The organism is Chloroflexota bacterium, assembly GCA_016219275.1.
Lineage (GTDB): Bacteria > Chloroflexota > Anaerolineae > UBA4142 > UBA4142 > JACRBM01.
This window is the reverse complement of record JACRBM010000024.1, coordinates 83,546-101,275: the sequence shown is the minus strand read 5'-3', so window position 1 is coordinate 101,275 and position 17,730 is coordinate 83,546. Positions and strand designations below refer to the sequence as shown.

Below are 17,730 nucleotides of genomic sequence, written 5' to 3'. Positions count from 1 at the left end.
CACGCTTTGCGCGTTCTACTGATAAATCCACGCTTTCAACTTCCGATTGATACTCGCACGACGCCGCACCTGGGTCTGGCGTATCTCGCCGCGGTCAGCGAGCGGCGCGGTGACGAGGTGCGCGTCTTTGATATGGACGTCGAAGAAGTCAAACTGACCGATTTCGTGCGCGACTATCAGCCCGACATCGTCGGCATTACGAGCAACACGCCGCAGGTCAAGCAGGGCTGGTTCGCTGCGCGCGAAATCAAATCGGCGCTCGACGTGACGATTGTGCAGGGCGGTCCGCACGTTTCCGCGTTGCCGGAAGAATCCGCGTCGCGTCCGGAAATTGACGTTGTTGCGCGCGGCGAAGGCGAAGATACCTGGATCAATTTGTGCGAGGTCGTCGAACGCGCCAAAGCCGGCAATCCGAATTTCAAAACGCAAGACCTGCACGACCCCGCGCAAAAATTGCTCGACGGCGTGCTCGGCATTACGTACCAAACACGCGACGGCAAAATTCGCCACATGCACGAACGTCCCGCGATTGCCGATCTCGACGCACTGCCGTATCCGGCGTACCGGTATTTCAAGATGGAGCGCTACACCTCACTGCAACCGGCGATGGATGCGATTGAAATGGGCAAGTCGTTCAGCATTATGACCTCGCGTGGCTGTCCGTATCGTTGCACGTTCTGCTCGCAAAGCGTGATGGCGGAAAAGTGGCGCGCGCGTTCGCCGGAGAGCGTCGTCAAAGAGTGGAAACATCTCGTCGTCGAATTGGGCGCCCAAGAAATCGGCATCCTCGACGATTCGGCGAACATCAATCGCAAACGCTTGCACGAGTTGTGCGATTTGCTCATCCAAGAAAAACTCAATCACGTGCCGTGGATCCTCATCAACGGTATTCGCGCGAATCTTGCGGACGAGGAATTGCTCAGGCACATGAAAGATGCCGGATTGTTGCGGCTCGCGTTCGGCGTCGAGACCGGCGACGAGGATATTCTCGAATCCATTGACAAGCGCGTGACGCACGATCAAATCCGCGCCGCGTTCAAGAACGCGAAAAAGGTCGGACTCGAAACGGTCGGCTTTTTCATCATCGGCTTGCCGGGCGACACCGAAGCAACGATGGAAAAGACGATTCAATTCGCGTGCGAACTCGATCCGCTCGTCGCGAATTTTTCGATGATGACGCCGTATCCAGGGACCAAGGTCTGGGAGCAGGTGCATCGCAACGGCGGACGAATGCTCGTCAAGGATTGGCAGGACTATGTTTTCTTTGAAGGCAAGGCGCGGTTTGAACTAGGCGAAACTACGGCGAGCGCGCAAGAGAAAAAGTGGAAAGAAGCGTACCGCCGATTCTATTATCGTCCGCATCGCATCTTGATGACATTCATGCGTAAATCCACGTGGCAGAATTTTCCGCGTGTGTTGCGAATGGCATGGCACGTCGCGTTCCCCAGAAAAACCAAAGACGACGTGAAAGCGATGGTCGAGGAGACTCAAGTTGCGTGTTAAGCGCGGTGACGATCGCGACTGGATCGCCAAGTGTGAATTTACCGAATTGCTCAAGCTGCTCAACTACTACATGGTGGGCGGTTTGACTCTGGGGATCGCGGTCGCGACGGTCGTTCTGTACGGGGGCATTGTTTTCTTCAAAGATGTTGATGGGCTACCGATGTCTCCCAAATTCATCACCGTCGCCATCGTTCTGTTGATCGGTGCGCTGACTGGCTTACTGGCGTTCCTCATTCTGTTGCCGGCCGAATTGAAGCTGATCCGCCGACAACTAAAACCGAAAATTTTGGCGCAGAGGTTATCACGAAGGAAATGAAACGACTGTGGCTCGACCTGGGTGACCTGGGTGTGTTCGTGCGACCCGCCGGCGCGCACGACCGCTGGCAGGATCACGGCTTGGGTCTGCTTCGAACGGTGTTGAAAAGCAATGGCGTCGAAACCGATTTGGTTTCGACGCGCGCATTGCGAACCTGGGATGAGTTGCCCAAGATAGTCGCGAACTATGATTTGCTCGTGATGAATGTCCGCAGTTACACGTACCCGTTCGCGTACCAAGCCGCGAAAATTTTCAAGCAAGTGAATCCGCACGGCATCGTCATCACCGGCGGAATGCACGCGACGGTTGCGCCGGATGAAATGCAAACGGTCCACGAGTTCGATCACATCTGCCAAGGTCCGGGCGAGAACGTCATCGTGGACTTGCTAAAAGACCCGCGCGCGTTTCCGCGCGTCGTGCAAGGCATCGGCGCGAAATCCATGTCGGACTGGCTCTTGATGGATCGCACCTTGTGGCCCAATCCGAATTTGCCGGATTTTCCCTGGCCCCTCGAACCGGAATGCGGCTGGGGTCCTGGTCCGGTCGCGACGATCCTGACGAGCCGCGTGTGTCCGTGGCAATGCGTGTTCTGCAACGAGTCGTCGTACATTCCGAACATGGGACGCAAATCGGTAGACCAGGTGATTGACGAACTGAACTATCTCGACGACAAGTTCGGTCCGCTCGGCTCGTTCGTGATTCACGATTCGATGTTCTTTCAGCATCCGGCGTGGTTGCGTGAATGGATCGAAAAATATCCGCGCCGGGCGCATCGGCGTTGGTCGTACTGGGCGGCGGGGCGTTCCGATACGGTGCGGCAATGGCCCGATTTGTTCGAGGCGCTCGTGCGCGAAACGAATTGGAATATCATCTCGATCGGTTTCGAGTCGGGCAGCGATCGCGTATTGAAAATCCTGAACAAGGAATGCACTGCGGAGGACAATTATTTCGCGAGTGATCTGTTGAACAAAATCGGCGACGATGTCGAAGCGCGCGGCTACATCCCGCCGAAATTCTGGGCGAACATCATGCTCGGTATTCCCGGCGAAACGCCGGAGGACGCGTTCGACACGATTCGGATGCTCAAGCGTATGAAGCGTGTGCTCCCTTCGATTTCGTACTATGCGCCGTATCCTGGGTCGGCGCTTGGCTATCAACTGATCGCCGAAGGCAAGAGCCGCATGTCGAAAGAAAACTATCATCGCTATCCCGACGATGAAAAAGTCAAGGGCATTGACTACAAGTTCTACAAGCAATTGCTCAAGGGCAAGTTCGAGCGCGAGGTGAACGCGGAACTGCCGCAATTCTTGCGCGGCAAATCCGGCGTGTTCGAGGACGCGCTGATTAAAGCGTAATTCCGATTTCCTTCATTTGAAAAAAGGGAACGGAAGGAAATGAGGGAACGGAAGGAAATTTCTGGAAGGAAACGATGAGCAGTTTCAATAATCCGCACCACTTTTTCCTGTTCGCGATGAAGAACGGCAAAAAGAAATTGGCATACGGCACGACGGCAGAGGATGCGTTCGAAAATCTCAAACTCCGTTTGACGCCGAAAGAGATCGAGCAAATTATGCCGGAGCAGTACGTTCAATTTCCGCAACGCGAACTGCAAAAGCACGTTCACGAACTCGGCTAATTCATCGTCACAATGAGGCGAGGCGTCCTGAGCAGACTCGAAGGATCTCGCCTTTGTTTTTGTTGACCGCGATTCCGGCGCGGTGTATAATCGTTTCGCGAAGGAGGTGCGCGATGGCAAAACTCAAAGAAACGAAAGCAACCTATTCCGCCGAACCGATTACGGTCGTTACCGCGCGCGGCACGACCCAGATTCCGCGTGAGTTCCGCGAACGCTACCGCGTGACCTCCAAGTCGCGTTTGCGCTGGGTAGACACCGGCAAGGGGTTGTTGATTGTCCCAGTCGAGCAACGCGTCGCACCGAAGAATGGCAAACACCAAGTTAGTAAACTTGCCAAACCAAAGACCAAGCCGGAAAATCTTGAAGCGATCAGGATTCTCCGTGAGTGGATGCAAGAACCGGATGATTGGACTCCAGAGCAGTGGGATGAATTTGAACAAGAACTCCGTACACGGCGGTTACGTTTCCGAGACATTGAACTATGACAACATATCTTCTCGATACCAACATCATCTCCTTGCTGTTGCGGCGTAATCAATCGGTTGAACAACGTGCCGAAGACTCGTTTGTTGCGAATGATGTGCTTGTGCTCTCGCCAATTGTGTATTTCGAAATCAAACGCGGTTTACTCAAGCGCGATGCGCAAAAGCAATCGGCGTTTTTTTGAAAGGTTGATCCCCAAGTTTGTTTGGCATGAGGTTGAGCCGCAAGACTGGGCGCGCGCCGCCCAACTGTGGTCGCAACGCGAACTTGATGGCAGACCGATTGCCGACGCGGATGTTCTCATCGCCGCGCAAGTAAAACGACTCGGCGCGATTCTCGTGACCGATAACGAAAAAGATTTCGACGACCTGGGTCTCCAGGTTGAGAATTGGAAAAGTGGGTAAGAAAAAGTATGCGTATTCTGCTCGTTTCTCCCGAATCCAAAGTGTGGAACTCGCGCGCCCATATTCATAACGGCTTGGGCTATCTTGCCGGTTCGCTTCTGGCGAACGGCTATTCCGATGTGACCTTGCACGATGGCGCGGTCGAGGACGACTCGGTCGCGCAAGTGTTGGATCGTGCGCGCGCGGAGAATCGTCCGTACGATGTCGTCGGCGTGTCCGCGCCGACGGTGCTCATCAACGAAGCGTGGAAGGTCGCATCTGAGACGCAAGCGCGCGGCGCGGTTTCGATTCTCGGCGGACCGCATCTCACGCTTCAGCCGGACGAATCCATGCAACATCCCGAAGTGGATCTGGTCGTGCGCGGCGAAGCGGAAAGTACGCTCGTCGAAATTCTGCGCGTGCTCGAAACGACCGCGCAGGGCGGTTCGCGGTCGGCAATCAACGATTCACGATTGCGAAACATTCTCGGCTTGTCCTGGCGCGATGCGACGGGAAACGTGATGCACAACCTGGATCGCCCGCTGCCACTCGATCTCGACAGCATCCCGACGCCGGCGTATCACCTGTTCAAGATCGAACGCTACACCAACTTGAATCCGCTCACCGATGGACTCGATCCGAATGCGCGCGCGTATACGATTGTTACCTCGCGCGGCTGTCCGTACAAATGCACGTATTGCTCCAAGCCGATCACCGGCGACACGTGGCGCGCGCGTTCCGTCGAAAATGTGATGCGCGAATGGCGGATGCTCGTCAAGGATTTGCGCGCGACCGAAATCGGCGTGACCGACGACATTTGGAATCTCGACTTGAAACGCGCGAAAGAATTGTGCCGCGCGATTATCGCGGAAGGGCTGAATACCGTACCCTGGGTGACGGTGCACGGGATGAAGGTGAATCACACCGATCTCGAATTGTTCAAGTTGATGCGGCAAGCCGGTTGCAAGCGCGTGGGCTTTGGCGTCGAAAGCGGTGACGAGTTTATTTTGAAACGCGTCGTCAAGAAATCGCAAACGTTCGATCAGGTGCGCGCCGCGTTCAAGCACGCCAAAGCGGCTGGGTTGCAAACGATGGGCTTTTTCATTTTCGGAATGCCGCACGAGACCGAAGAAACAATGGAAAAGACGATTCAACTCGCGCTCGAACTCGATCCCGACCTCGCGAACTTTATGATCGCCGCACCGTACCCGGGCACCGAGTTGTGGAAGTTGGTCGAGAAGGAAGGCATTCTCTTTTCGCACAACTGGGACGATTACGCAATTCACGCGGACAAGGCGCATTTCCAGGTTGGCGATCTTACCGCCGAGGTCGTCGAACGCAAGTGGCACGAAGCGTACCGGCGATTCTATTTTCGTCCATCGCGACTGGCGCGGCGCTTGTTGATGCGCGATACGTGGATGAACGCGCCAGAGCGCGTCAAGGATGCGTTGCGCTTTTTCCGCGGCGCACGCGCGAATGCGCAAGCGCATTGACTTGGCTCTCAAGGGGGACACTGATGATTAATCCGCGTCACCGATTGTTCACACCCGAAGAGTATTTGTTGTTAGAAGAAAAATCCGATCAGCGGAGTGAGTACTGCGATGGTGAAATTTTTGCTATGTCGGGCGGGTCGGTCAATCACAATCAAATCACCTTCAATGTTGCCAAGTCGTTTGATTGGTTTTTGTCTTCCAAACCCTGCCGGGTGTTTAGCACGGATGTCCGTTTGCGTGTTCAGAAGAGCGGTTTGTACACCTATCCCGATGTGACGGTGATCTGTGGAAAAATCGAATTTGTGCCGGGACGCGATGATACGGTTCTCAATCCGATTGTGCTGGTCGAAGTGTGGTCGGATTCGACCAAAGAGTACGATCGCGGCGCGAAATTTGCCATGTATCGCCACATTCCCAGTTTGAAAGAATATGTGATGATTGATCAGACGAAACCGTACATCGAACATTTTCATCGTGATGGAAATTTCTGGGTTCTGGAAACGTTGGAACAAATGGACGCGATCTTGAACCTGCCTTCGTTGGAAATCCAGATTCCGTTGATGACCATCTACGAAAAGGTCGAGTGGCAGGGCGAGAAAAGCGACAGTTTCGGATAAATCGCGGCGCTTGTTGATGCGCGATACGTGGCTGGACGCGCCAGAGCGCGTCAAGGATGCGTTGCGCTTTTTCCGCGGCGCGCGTGCGAATGCTGAAGCACATTGATAGATGGAGTGCAGGTTGATTTCATCTCAATTACATGACTATCTGGATGCGCTAGTTCCAGCGCGCCCAGTTGAAATGCAAGCGATGGAGCGATACGCGGCAGAAACCGATTTCCCAATCATTGGTCCCGCGGCAGGATACCTTTGTTATCAAATTGCGCGGATGATTCGCGCGCAACGTGTTTTTGAAATGGGTTCTGGTTTTGGATACTCGACGGCTTGGTTCGCGCAAGCGGTCAAGGAAAATGGCGGCGGTCAAGTGCACCATGTCGTGTGGGATGAAGAACTATCGCAACGTGCGAGGCGCCATTTGGCGGTGCTGGGCTTGCAAGCCATTGTGCAATACCATGTTGGCGAGGCGGTGCAAAAACTTGAGACCATGTCGGATTCGTTCGATTTGATTTTCAATGACATTGACAAACATGCTTATCCAACTGCATTGCCGATCATTGCTGAGAAATTGAGACCCGGTGGTGTGCTTATTATTGACAACATGATTTGGTATGGTCGAATCTTTGATGCCAAAGATAACTCGCCGGACACGCAAGGTGTTCGTGAATTCACGCGCCAGATTACGACTGACCCAGGATGGATTGCATCGCTCGTGCCGATCCGTGATGGTATGATTGTCGCGTACAAAAAATGACCCACGGAAATTAGATCAATGCTCGCCTCGCTTCTCCCCAAGATTCCACTCTACTGGTCGTTCTATCGTTTCGGCTTTCCGAAATTGTTGCCGTTCAGCATCGTCGTCAGCGTGTCGTACCGGTGTAACTCGAAATGCCGGACGTGCGACGTGTGGCGCAAACCGAACGACGATCTCACGCTCGACGAATGGACGCGTGTTTTCCAGAATATCGGACATGGTCCGATTTACTTGACGTTCACCGGCGGCGAACCCTTTCTCCGCAAAGATTTGCCCGAGATGGTGCTCGCCGGTTATCAACTCTGTCGCCCCGAGTACATCACAATTCCGACGAATGGCATTCTCACGCAACGCATTGCGGAAGGCGTCGCGAAGATTTGCGCAGGCGCGCCGCGCTCGCGCATCGGCATCAACCTTTCACTCGATGGCATCGGCGCGGAGCACGACGATATTCGACTGGTGCCGGGAAACTGGAACAAGGCGATGGAGACGTGGCGCGCGCTGAAGGATTTGCAGAAACAGCACTCCAATCTCGTGTTGAGCATTCACTCGGTCATTTCGCAATTCAACGTTCAACGCTTTCGCGATATTTACGCCGGCTTGCAACCGCTCGCACCCGATTCGTACATCACCGAGGTCGCCGAGGAACGCGTCGAACTCGATACGGTCGGGCTGGGCATCACGCCGCTCGCGCGCGAGTACGCGCCGATTGCGGATTTTCTCAGCGCGCGCGCACGCGCGACTCACGCGCGCGGCTTTGCGCGCATCACGCAATCGTTTCGCGCGCGTTATTATCAGATGGCGAAACAGACATTGATCGAACAACGGCAGGTCATTCCTTGCTTTGCCGGCTGGGCGAGCGGACATCTTGCGCCGAACGGCGACGTATGGTCGTGTTGTATTCGCGCCGAGCCAGTTGGCAACTTACGAATTACCAATTACGATTTGCGTCCAATTTGGTTTGAGAAAATCGGAGCACTCAAGAACTTGCGCGCGAGCATCGCGGCGGGCGAGTGCGCGTGCCCGATGGCGAACGCGAGTTACGCGAATATGTTGTTGCATCCGCCGACGTTGCTGCAGGTTGCCCGCGAGTTGCTCGTGCGACCGAATGTGCCGTTGGAGCGACACGCCGAGTCCGCGATTTCGTCTTGACGTGATGCGAGTTCTCGCGTATAATCCAGGCAAGATTGCGGGAGTAGTTCAGTGGCAGAACGCCACCTTCCCAAGGTGGATGCCGTGGGTTCAAATCCCATCTCCCGCTCTGGAAATAAAAAATCCGTTCCACGAAAAATGTGGAGCGGATTTTTTTCGCCTGCCCATATTTGTTTACACCATCCCCACCACCACCATCCACAACAAATGCGCTAACGCGATCACCGGCGAAAGCGTAACGAGCGCATACAACTTGCCTTGCTCCGACAGACGCGCCTTGCTAATGCGATCAAAGATCGCGTAGAAAATCGCCGCCGCGCCGCCCCACACGAACGGGGCACCCAGCGGCACGCCGCCGAACATCATGCGCGGCGCGCCAGTGTACACCCACCACTCGGCTTGCGCCGCGGTCGCCTCTAACGCCAAGCCGATGCTCGCCGCGACGGCAAACATGATGACCGCGATCCATGCCGGGCGCGTGACCAATCGCCGCGCGAAATGGTACGCGAGATATAGCACACTCGGGTAGAGCAGAATCATCGCGAGCGGCACGATGCCGAGCCGCAACATGCGCGCCTCGAAAATGTACGTTTGCAAAACGACCTGGATGATCGTCTCGCGGATCGCCGCGAACATCGCCGCGGCGATGAACCATTGTTGCGCCCACGCGCGACCCAGGTAGTGGACCGCGTGCCAGAGCGAGCCGATCAACAAAACGATTGCGCCGAATTCGAGCATGTTCGTATACATCATTGCCTCGCCGGTGCTTTGCCGAATAAAACATCCAACCCGATCCACAACGTTGGCGCGAGCAAGGTCGCCAGCACGCGCGCATCGCGCGTGAAGGCAAGGTCGGTGGCGAGCAACAGCGCGAGCAGAAACGCGACGAGCGCGATCGGCAGATGATACGCGAGCGATTTCATAACGAATGCTCCTTGAGATTGTCGGGCAGGTTTCTCTACTTGCCCGGCGCGATTATAACATAACGCCGCCAAGCCGCGCGCCAAACTTTCACTTTTCTGGGTACACGGCTTTGACCAGATTCCGACCTTGCGATTATATGATTGTGCGTGAAGTTAGATATACGCATTAACGAATATGTGTCAATCCTGGAGAACGTGATGGATAAAAAACTACTCGGCGAGATTAATCATCTCCACGCGGAAATCTGCGGAGGACTGTCCGATCCAAAACGCATCGCGATTTTATACGCCCTGTTCGAAAATCCCCAAAACGTGATGGAACTTGCCGAATTATTGGAGATGCCTCAACCGACGGTGTCGCGGCACTTGAAGATTCTGCGCGAGCGCGGCATGGTGATCGCCGAACGCAAAGGAGCGAACATCATCTACACGCTCGCCGACAAACGCATCATCAAGGCGCTCGATTTGCTGCGCGAGGTGCTCGCCGATCATTTGAATAAACGCAGCGCGCTCGCGGACGCGATTGCCTAAAATGGGCGGAACAATTTTTGAGGTGAGGATTGCCTCTTCGACAAATTCGCGAAGAGGTAATTTTTTGTACACAACCCAATTCCCAAGTGGAGAATATCAATGAAAAAACTGTTAGTCCTCGGCGCTGGCACGGCTGGCACGATGGTTGTGAATCGGTTGAGCCGGTTGTTGGATTCGGACGACTGGCACATCACCATCGTAGACCAACACGAAACGCACTATTATCAGCCAGGTTTTCTGTTCATCCCGTTTGGGATGTACAGCAAGAACGACGTCATCAAACCCAAGCGCGATTTCATTCCGCCCGGCGTCGAGTTCATCACGTCCGCGATTGACGTGATCGAACCGGAACACAATCGCGTCAAGTTGGCGAAGGACGGGCGCTATCTCAATTACGATTTCCTCGTGATTGCGACCGGCACGCGCACGCACCCGGAGCAAACGACCGGTTTGAACGAACACGAGTGGTACAAATCCATCTACGATTTCTACACCGTCGAAGGCGCGCTGGCGCTCGCCAAACATTTGCGAACCTGGCAAGGCGGACGCTTGGTGCTCAACGTCGTCGAGAATCCGATCAAGTGCCCGGTCGCGCCGCTCGAATTCATCATGCTCGCCGATTGGTTCTTTCACGAGCAAGGCATGCGCGACCGTGTCGAGTTGATCTACGCGACGCCGCTCCCCGGCGCGTTCACCAAACCGACCGCGTCCAAACATCTCGGCGATATTCTGGATCGCAAAGGCGTCAAGATCGAACCCGAGTTCATGTTGATGGAAGTTTCTCCCGACGCCAAGAAAATCATCTCGTATGACGAACGCGAGATCGAGTACGATTTGCTCGTCAGCGTGCCGGTCAATATGGGCGACGAAGCGATCGCTCGTTCCGGGATGGGCGACGAACTCAACTATGTCGCAGTGGACAAGCACACGTTCGTCTCGCCCAAGTACTCGAACGTGTTCGCGCTCGGCGATGCCGCGTCATTGCCAACCTCGAAAGCTGGTTCGGTCGCGCACTTTGCGGTGGACTGTTTCAGCGAGAACTTTACGCGTTACATTGACGGCTTGGACATGTTGCCGACGTTCGACGGTCACGCAAATTGTTTCATCGAATCGGGTTTCGGCAAAGGGTTGCTGATTGATTTCAATTATGATGTCGAACCCTTGCCCGGTCACTATCCGCTACCCGGCGTCGGACCATTTTCGTTGTTGCAAGAATCGGAAGCGAATCACTGGGGCAAGTTGATGTTCCGCTGGATGTACTGGAACATTCTGCTCAAGGGACAAGAACTGCCGCTGCCGGCGAAAATGAGCATGGCGGGCAAGTGGAGCAAATAGGAGGCGCAATGGATCAGACGATGGCTGACCTCAACCAAAAAGTAGACGCGCTCTCGACGCAAATTCAGTACTTGACCGAGCAAGCCCAAGCCGCCGAACGCGGTCGCCGTGATCGCGAAGAATTGATGCGCGATCTGATGCCGATCGCAAACGACGCATTTCGCTTGACCGTCGAGCAGTTGGAAGAGGTGCAAGAGTACGTTGACCTCAATGATTTACTGCGCTTGCTCAAACGATTGCTACGCAACGGACGCAATCTCGAAAAAATGCTCGACCAACTTGAAAGCGCGATGGAACTAATCGAGACGATGAGTCCGCTCACCGACCAGGCATTCGGCAAAGCAGTGGACACGCTCGAGGTGATGGAACGCAAGGGCTATTTCACCTTCGCGCAGGGCGGCATCCAAATCATGGACAACATCGTCACCTCGTTTAGCGAGGACGATGTGAAAAAGCTGGGTGAGAATGTCGTCCTGATTCTGAACGTCGTCAAAGACATGACCCAGCCGGAGATTATGACGTTCGTGCGTAACACGTTGATGATCGCGCAAAGCGAAATCGAAAAGCCGGTGGACACGTCGCTGTTCGCGCTGATGAATCAAATGCGCGATCCGGCGGTGCGCCGCGGCTTGGCGCTGACGATGCGCGTGCTGAGTGTCGTCGGGTCGCAAGCGTGACCGTAGGGCAAGTTTCCAACTTGCCATGAAATTTGTTATACATTTAAGGAGGCAAACGATGGCAACGAAAACAATCGCGGGCAAGACCGTGCAAGTGAACGACGAAGGATTCATGACGAATCCGAGCGAGTGGAGCAAAGAGATCGCGGTAGAGATGGCGAAGGAAGAAGGCATCGCCGAATTAACTGCGAATCACTGGAAGATCATTGATTTTTGTCGCGCGAGCGCGGGCAGCGGCAAAGCGCCGACGTTGCGTCAAATCACAACCGGCGCTGGCGTATCCACCAAGGATTTGTTCGCGTGGTTCCCCAAAGGTCCCGCGAAAAAAGTCGCGAAAATTTCCGGTCTCGGCAAACCCGAAGGTTGCGTGTAAAAAAAACTGTCCCACGAAGAACACCACGGTCACGAAGAATCTCTCCAAAACCTTGGCGCCCTTCGCGGGCAATGAATTTTCAAAGGAGAAATCGAAATGGCAGACGAGAATCGCAAGGTCGCATTCATTTGTTCGAAAGGCAACTTGGACATGGCGTATCCCGCACTCGTGATGGGCTGGGCGGCGCTGGGCAATGGCATTGACGTGACGATCTTTTTCACGTTCTGGGGCTTGGACATGATTAACAAGGATCGCGTGGACCATCTCGAAATCCCGCCGATTAGCAACGCCAGCATGAAGATGAACATGATGGGTGTGCCGGGTTACATCGGCATTCCGCAAATCGCGGGCGTGATTCCAGGGATGACCGCGTTTGCGACAACCTTGATGAACAGCAAGATGAAAAAACTCGGCGTGCCGACCGTACGCGAGTATTTGCAAATGCTCGTGGATGCGGGCGCAAAAATGTACGCGTGCAAAATGTCGGTGGACATGTTCGGACTGACGAAGGACGATTTCGTTGACGGCGTGCTTGACATCGTCACCGCCGGCGATTTCATGGACATGACCGAAGGCGCGCAGATCATTTTCATCTAACGCGTGACGCGTACAGAAATGAACCCGGTGTCTCTCATTGAGACGCCGGGTTTGCATTTCATTGACAGGATCAAACATCTGTCGTACAATTTGGGTACTCGGTGTACGATGACATTTTTTGTCGGGAGGCAAAAATGGCAAGCCAACGTACTCCCACAAATGTACCTTCACTCCAGTTTTTTCTCCTCGGCGCGTTTCGCATCCAGCGAAACGGAGAGGTCGTTCGCCTCCCCACGCGCAAAATCGAATCGCTCCTCGCCTATCTTTTACTCTTCCCGGATGAACATCCCCGCGAAAAACTGGCGGCGCTTTTCTGGGGCGACGTGCTTGACGAGCATGCGCGCTCCTCGCTCCGCACGGCACTTGCTACGATTCGCAAACATCTCGGCGATGATATTCTTGTCGCGGATCGCGAGACGGCGCAGATCAATCCTGGGTTCCCACTCTGGGTGGACGCGCGCGAAATTTTCGATTTAGCGAGTCAAGCGCAAAGCGAAAACCTAAAATCGAAAATCGAAAATTATCGCGGCGACCTGCTTCCCGATTTCTACGACGACTGGGTTCTTGCAGAACGCGAATGCGTGCGCGCGCAGTATCACGCGGCGCTGTTACAGTTGATTCAACACGCGCGTTCGCAGAGCCGCTATGCCGACGCGATCGCGCTTGCACAGAAACTCCTCGCGCGCGATCCGGCGAACGAAGCCGCGCATCAACATTTGATCGTCTGTTATATCGCGATGGGCAACCGCGCCGCTGCACTCAAGCAGTACGCCGAGTGTGAGCGCATGTTACGCGCGGAGTTGAATGTCGCGCCATCGCGTGACACTATTGCGTTGTACGAAAAGATTCGCGCCGAAGAAACCGGTCGTCCGTCGCATGCCGTCTGGTTAGGGAATCTACCGATGCCGCTGACCAGTTTTGTCGGAAGAGAAAGGGAACAAAAGGAACTGAAGAAATTGGTGGGGAAAACGCGGTTGCTGACTCTCTCCGGCGCGGGTGGATGCGGCAAGACGCGTCTCGCGATCCAAGTGGCGACGGATCTCGCGGCGACCAATCATTTCCGCGATGGGGTGTGGTGGGTTGATCTCGCCGCCTTGAGCGATCCCGCGCTCGTGCCGCAAACGGTTGCGATGGTGTTTAACCTGAGCGAATCGCCGGGGATGGCGTTGATCAGTGTGCTCACCAATTATTTGCGCGCGAAAGAATTGTTGCTCGTCGTTGACAATTGCGAACATTTGCTCGGCGCGTGCGCACAGTTGATCGGAACGCTGTCAAGCGCGTGTCCCAAGTTGCGAATAATGGCGACGAGCCGCGAAATCCTGAACATCAGCGGCGAAGTCGCGTGGCGTGTGCCGTCGCTGGCATCGCCGGACGCGGAACACCTGCCGCCGCTCGACCAATTGCGCCAGTACGATGCGATTCAACTTTTCACTGAACGCGCCATGTCCGTCGCGGCAAACTGGCGGCTGGTGGAAAACGCCGCGCCTGCCGCACAAGTGTGTTCGCGTTTGGATGGAATTCCGCTTGCCATCGAATTTGCCGCCGCGCGGCTTCAAGTCTTGTCGGCGCAAGAAATCGCGGCGCGGCTAGATGATTGTTTCAATCTGCTGACGCGGGGTAGTCGCGACGCATTGCCGCGTCATCGAACCCTGCGCGCGGCGATGGATTGGAGCTACGATTTGCTGTCCGATGCCGAGCGCGTGTTGTTGCGGCGATTGTCGGTATTTGCCGGCGGGTTTTCGTTGAAAGCAGTCGAGGCGGTGTGCGCACAAAAAGATGAAAGCGGAACGCTTCGCGTGAAGGATGAAAGTGAAATGAACGCGCTTCATCCTCCGTTCCTCATCCTTTATCCTTCTAGGGTCTTGGATTTGCTCACCTCACTCATAGACAAGTCCCTCGTCGTCGTCGAGCACAAGGACAGTGAGACGCGCTATCGGCTGTTGGAAACGGTGCGGCAGTACGCGCGCGAAAAATTCGCGCAAGCGGAGTCAGGCGAAGCAGAGCAGGCGCAAACGCGGCATCGCGATTATTTCGTCGAATGGATCGAGCAAGCGTATCCGCATCTGGGACGCGCGGATGCGCTGGAGTGGAAAGCGCGGATCGAATGGAATTACGCGGATTTGCGCGCGGCATTCGAGCACGCGCTTGAAACGGATCCCCGGATCGCACTGCGAATCGCGTGGGGCTTACGCAATTTCTTTTCCTGGCGCGGTTTGGTGCCAGAGGGACGCGCGTGGCTGGAACGGCTATTGCCCAAGACCGAAGCGTGGGGGCAGGATGCGTTGCACGCGCATGCGCTTAACCTTGCGGGTTTTCTCGCGGCGAGGCACTTTGATCCGGCGAGCGCGATTCGTTTTTGCGAAGAGGGGCTCGCCATCGCGCAATCTGCGGAAGACGGTTGGAAAAGCGCTTTTGCCTTCGAACAATTGGGCTGGGCGTACGGATTTTTGCCGATGGCGGTTCCCGGTGGGCGCAATCCCGCAGATTGTTGCGCTGCCAGTTTGAAGATATTCCAGGACCTGGGCGACGAAACTATGGCGGCGTGGGTAATGTCGTTCCTGGGATTCTTCCTTGCCAAAAAAGATCACGAAAACGATCTGGCGCGCGGTGTGCTGTTGATGCAACAAGCGATGGACAAACATCGCGCGCTGGGTAATCAAATTGGCGTTGCCGCTACCGCGATCTATTTGGGGATTGCTCTCACCTACGCGCGGGATGTCTACAGAGCGGAGCCGTATACCCTCGAAGCGATAACGATCTGCGAAGAGTTGCAGCACGTTGGCTACCATTCGATTGCCGCGATGATTCAAGCGGCGGCTGTTTTTTGGAAAGGCGAATTACATCGGGCAATGGCTTGCGCGATGAGAGCATTGCAGTTGTATCGTCAAGCCGGAAATATCTCTGCCATTGTGATGACTCTGCAAATGATCGCGCTCTGCATCGGTCCGCTCGGCAAACCAGAGCCAGCGGCGCGAATCCTCGGCACGTTGGATTTTCACTGGGAGACTCAGCGTGCATACCCGATGACCATCAAAGGCACCTACGATGAAGAGTGGGGAGCCATCCGCGCACAATTGGGTGACCCGGTGTTTGAGAAGGCGAGATCCGAAGGGCGCGCGCTCTCGCTTGATCAAGCAGTCGAGTACGCATTAGAGAATGCGAAAAACGTGTAGGAAACGCAAAGACCTTCCAGGTTTTAGAAACCTGGAAGGTCTTTTTTGTTTTCCAATTTCACGGTAATTTCACGGTGACCTTGTAAGATGAAGTTCAAAAGCGGGTCTAGCAGGCAACGATGTGGCGCGCCCATTGTCCGGCAGGCACTCGCAAAAAAAATTAGCGAGAGGACACCTAGCGCGCGGCATTGTTCCTTCTGCAGGAGGAAAATCAAGATGGACGAACAAACAATTTCTCGCCGCCACTTTTTGATTAATGCCGGAACGCTCGCGACCGGTTTCGTCACCGGCGTCAGTATTGTTGGCGTCACCTCTTGCGCGCCGAAAGAGATTGTCAAAGAAGTACCGGTTGAAGTCATCAAAGAGGTCGTCAAAGAAGTGCCAAAGGAGGTTGTCAAGGAAATCGTTAAAGAGACGCCGAAATGGCCCTGGCACTACGCCAAACTTGATCCCGAACTTGTCCGCAAAAAAGGACACCTCCGGTGCGCTGGGGGCGGGTGCGGTTATGGCGCATTTGCGGCGATCATCGAAGCATTGCGCGAAACAGTGGGATTCCCGTACACCCAAATCCCAACCGAGTTGTTGTATTACGGCAAGGGCGGCGTCGTCGCGTTGGGGAGTTTTTGCGGCGCGCTGAATGGCGCATCGGCGGCGATCACGTTGGTCACCTACGCGTATGGCGGGCTGGTCAAGGAGCTGTCGGATTGGTACACCAAATTCGCCTTCCCCAGCGAGCAGAGCAATCAGTACGCCAAGGATCGCGCTTTCCAGGTTGGGTCGGACAAGGTGCTGGTGACGAGTGTTGCAAACTCCCTGCTCTGCAAAGATTCGATCGCGAATTGGTGCAAAGAGTCCGGTTTTAGTTCCGGCTCATCTGAACGCAACGAACGATGTTATCGTTTGACTGGCGACGTTGCCGCGCAAGCGGTGACGTTGCTCAATAATCTGTGATGTCGCGCCGATTGTCCGGCAGGCACTCGCGGCAAATGTCGCGAGGGGACGAAAAGCGCGCGATGTTTTGAAATGGCGTAGGACAAATTTGCAAATTTGTCCTACGAAGGAAAGGAGAGTCACCATGCAACTGAATCCGGAAGTTCTATGGGCTGCCTTCGCCAAGTACAACCTCACGATTTGGCCCCTGCAAGTGGTCGCGTACGTGCTTATCATCGCTGCGCTGTTCGTTGCTGCCAAGAAGGTCAAGCATTCCGATCGAATCGTCGCGGCGATCCTCGCGTTTTTCTGGCTCTGGTTGGGGATCATGTTCTGGATGCCCTTCGCGCAGATGTTCGCGCCGGCATACGCCCTTGCCGCGTTGTGCGTGATTCAAGGCGTCCTGTTTCTGATTGGCATCGCTAGACCCAGCATGTCGTACCGAATCGGGACGGATGTCTTTTCAGTCACAGGGCTGGCGCTCGTCATGTACGCGACGATCTTTTATCCACTGGTCGGATATGCCGTCGGGCACATCTACCCGCGCGCGATGTTGGTCGGCGTGTTCCCTTGTCCCACGACGGTCTTAACGTTCGGGCTGTTTCTATGCACGGAAAAAAAGTTGCCCAAGTACCTGCTCGTGGTCCCATTCTTGTTCGCGCTGCTCGGTATTCTATGGGCGTCGCGGGGGATCGTCGAGGACGTTGGGCTGGTCATCGCCGGAATCCTGGCAACCGCGATGCTCGTCTATCGCGATCGTAAAGTGATGATCGGAACCGCGCCGCGACCGGCGTGACCGCCGCGCGCGTCCAGCGTGCAAAAAGAAGAGTGCGGGTAATTCTCCGGCGTGCCTGCCG

21 protein-coding genes and 1 tRNA gene are annotated in these 17,730 nt (G+C 55.1%); 20 read left to right on the top strand and 2 right to left on the bottom strand.

What is annotated here, in order from left to right; genetic code table 11:
* The first annotated feature begins 6 nt into the window (after window positions 1-6).
* From HY868_04910 to HY868_04855, 12 genes are all read left to right on the top strand, one after another.
* The gene (locus HY868_04910; protein MBI5301456.1) at window positions 7-1,503 is read left to right on the top strand and encodes a radical SAM protein; all 1,497 of its coding nucleotides are present in this window, start codon (window positions 7-9) and stop codon (window positions 1,501-1,503) included.
* Complete coding sequence (locus HY868_04905) at window positions 1,493-1,819, top strand: hypothetical protein (protein MBI5301455.1); 327 nt, start codon at window positions 1,493-1,495, stop codon at window positions 1,817-1,819. The genes HY868_04910 and HY868_04905 overlap by 11 nt, the downstream gene beginning before the upstream one ends.
* Window positions 1,816-3,174 (top strand): B12-binding domain-containing radical SAM protein, encoded by a 1,359-nt coding sequence (locus HY868_04900; protein ID MBI5301454.1) that lies wholly within the window; start codon window positions 1,816-1,818, stop codon window positions 3,172-3,174. Before HY868_04905 ends, HY868_04900 begins: the two co-directional genes overlap by 4 nt.
* A 74-nt stretch (window positions 3,175-3,248) precedes the next feature.
* Window positions 3,249-3,455: a hypothetical protein gene (locus tag HY868_04895; protein ID MBI5301453.1), complete on the top strand. Its 207-nt coding sequence runs from the start codon at window positions 3,249-3,251 to the stop codon at window positions 3,453-3,455.
* A gap of 113 nt (window positions 3,456-3,568) precedes the next feature.
* Window positions 3,569-3,940: a hypothetical protein gene (locus HY868_04890; GenBank protein MBI5301452.1), complete on the top strand. Its 372-nt coding sequence runs from the start codon at window positions 3,569-3,571 to the stop codon at window positions 3,938-3,940.
* Window positions 3,937-4,122 (top strand): hypothetical protein, encoded by a 186-nt coding sequence (locus HY868_04885; GenBank protein MBI5301451.1) that lies wholly within the window; start codon window positions 3,937-3,939, stop codon window positions 4,120-4,122. Before HY868_04890 ends, HY868_04885 begins: the two co-directional genes overlap by 4 nt.
* 4 nt (window positions 4,123-4,126) lie before the next feature.
* A complete protein-coding gene (locus HY868_04880) occupies window positions 4,127-4,342 on the top strand; it encodes a hypothetical protein (protein MBI5301450.1) in 216 nt (71 codons plus the stop codon).
* 8 nt (window positions 4,343-4,350) lie between these two features.
* A complete protein-coding gene (locus HY868_04875) occupies window positions 4,351-5,814 on the top strand; it encodes a radical SAM protein (protein ID MBI5301449.1) in 1,464 nt (487 codons plus the stop codon).
* A 23-nt stretch (window positions 5,815-5,837) separates the two neighbouring features.
* Window positions 5,838-6,431, top strand: a complete 594-nt coding sequence (locus HY868_04870) for a Uma2 family endonuclease (GenBank protein ID MBI5301448.1) — start codon at window positions 5,838-5,840, stop codon at window positions 6,429-6,431.
* Window positions 6,432-6,540: 109 nt separating this feature from the next.
* On the top strand, window positions 6,541-7,182 hold the full coding sequence (locus HY868_04865; GenBank protein MBI5301447.1) for an O-methyltransferase: 642 nt from the start codon (window positions 6,541-6,543) through the stop codon (window positions 7,180-7,182).
* Between the two features lie 18 nt (window positions 7,183-7,200).
* Window positions 7,201-8,334 (top strand): radical SAM protein, encoded by a 1,134-nt coding sequence (locus tag HY868_04860; GenBank protein ID MBI5301446.1) that lies wholly within the window; start codon window positions 7,201-7,203, stop codon window positions 8,332-8,334.
* A gap of 37 nt (window positions 8,335-8,371) precedes the next feature.
* Window positions 8,372-8,443, top strand: a tRNA-Gly gene (locus tag HY868_04855).
* Window positions 8,444-8,508: 65 nt separating this feature from the next.
* Here HY868_04855 and HY868_04850 read toward each other — a convergent pair.
* Window positions 8,509-9,087: a hypothetical protein gene (locus tag HY868_04850; GenBank protein MBI5301445.1), complete on the bottom strand. Its 579-nt coding sequence runs from the start codon at window positions 9,085-9,087 to the stop codon at window positions 8,509-8,511.
* Entirely contained in the window at window positions 9,084-9,257 is a 174-nt protein-coding gene (locus HY868_04845; GenBank protein MBI5301444.1) for a hypothetical protein, read from the bottom strand. The genes HY868_04850 and HY868_04845 overlap by 4 nt, the downstream gene beginning before the upstream one ends.
* A gap of 198 nt (window positions 9,258-9,455) precedes the next feature.
* Between HY868_04845 and HY868_04840 the strand changes: the two genes are divergently transcribed.
* The 8 genes from HY868_04840 to HY868_04805 all read left to right on the top strand — a co-directional run bounded on the left by HY868_04840 (window position 9,456) and on the right by HY868_04805 (window position 17,669).
* Entirely contained in the window at window positions 9,456-9,788 is a 333-nt protein-coding gene (locus tag HY868_04840) for a winged helix-turn-helix transcriptional regulator (protein MBI5301443.1), read from the top strand.
* A gap of 99 nt (window positions 9,789-9,887) precedes the next feature.
* Window positions 9,888-11,123 carry an NAD(P)/FAD-dependent oxidoreductase gene (locus HY868_04835; GenBank protein MBI5301442.1) on the top strand — a complete coding sequence of 412 codons (1,236 nt, stop codon included), beginning with the start codon at window positions 9,888-9,890 and terminating at the stop codon, window positions 11,121-11,123.
* 8 nt (window positions 11,124-11,131) lie between these two features.
* Window positions 11,132-11,800, top strand: coding sequence for a DUF1641 domain-containing protein (locus tag HY868_04830; protein MBI5301441.1), 669 nt, complete (start codon window positions 11,132-11,134; stop codon window positions 11,798-11,800).
* Between the two features lie 58 nt (window positions 11,801-11,858).
* Window positions 11,859-12,173 carry a TusE/DsrC/DsvC family sulfur relay protein gene (locus tag HY868_04825; protein ID MBI5301440.1) on the top strand — a complete coding sequence of 105 codons (315 nt, stop codon included), beginning with the start codon at window positions 11,859-11,861 and terminating at the stop codon, window positions 12,171-12,173.
* Between the two features lie 90 nt (window positions 12,174-12,263).
* The gene (locus HY868_04820; GenBank protein MBI5301439.1) at window positions 12,264-12,770 is read left to right on the top strand and encodes a DsrE/DsrF/DrsH-like family protein; all 507 of its coding nucleotides are present in this window, start codon (window positions 12,264-12,266) and stop codon (window positions 12,768-12,770) included.
* A gap of 134 nt (window positions 12,771-12,904) precedes the next feature.
* Window positions 12,905-15,943, top strand: coding sequence for a hypothetical protein (locus HY868_04815; protein MBI5301438.1), 3,039 nt, complete (start codon window positions 12,905-12,907; stop codon window positions 15,941-15,943).
* 216 nt (window positions 15,944-16,159) lie between these two features.
* Window positions 16,160-16,894: a C-GCAxxG-C-C family protein gene (locus HY868_04810; protein MBI5301437.1), complete on the top strand. Its 735-nt coding sequence runs from the start codon at window positions 16,160-16,162 to the stop codon at window positions 16,892-16,894.
* Between the two features lie 124 nt (window positions 16,895-17,018).
* Window positions 17,019-17,669: a hypothetical protein gene (locus tag HY868_04805; GenBank protein ID MBI5301436.1), complete on the top strand. Its 651-nt coding sequence runs from the start codon at window positions 17,019-17,021 to the stop codon at window positions 17,667-17,669.
* Window positions 17,670-17,730 lie beyond the last annotated feature (61 nt).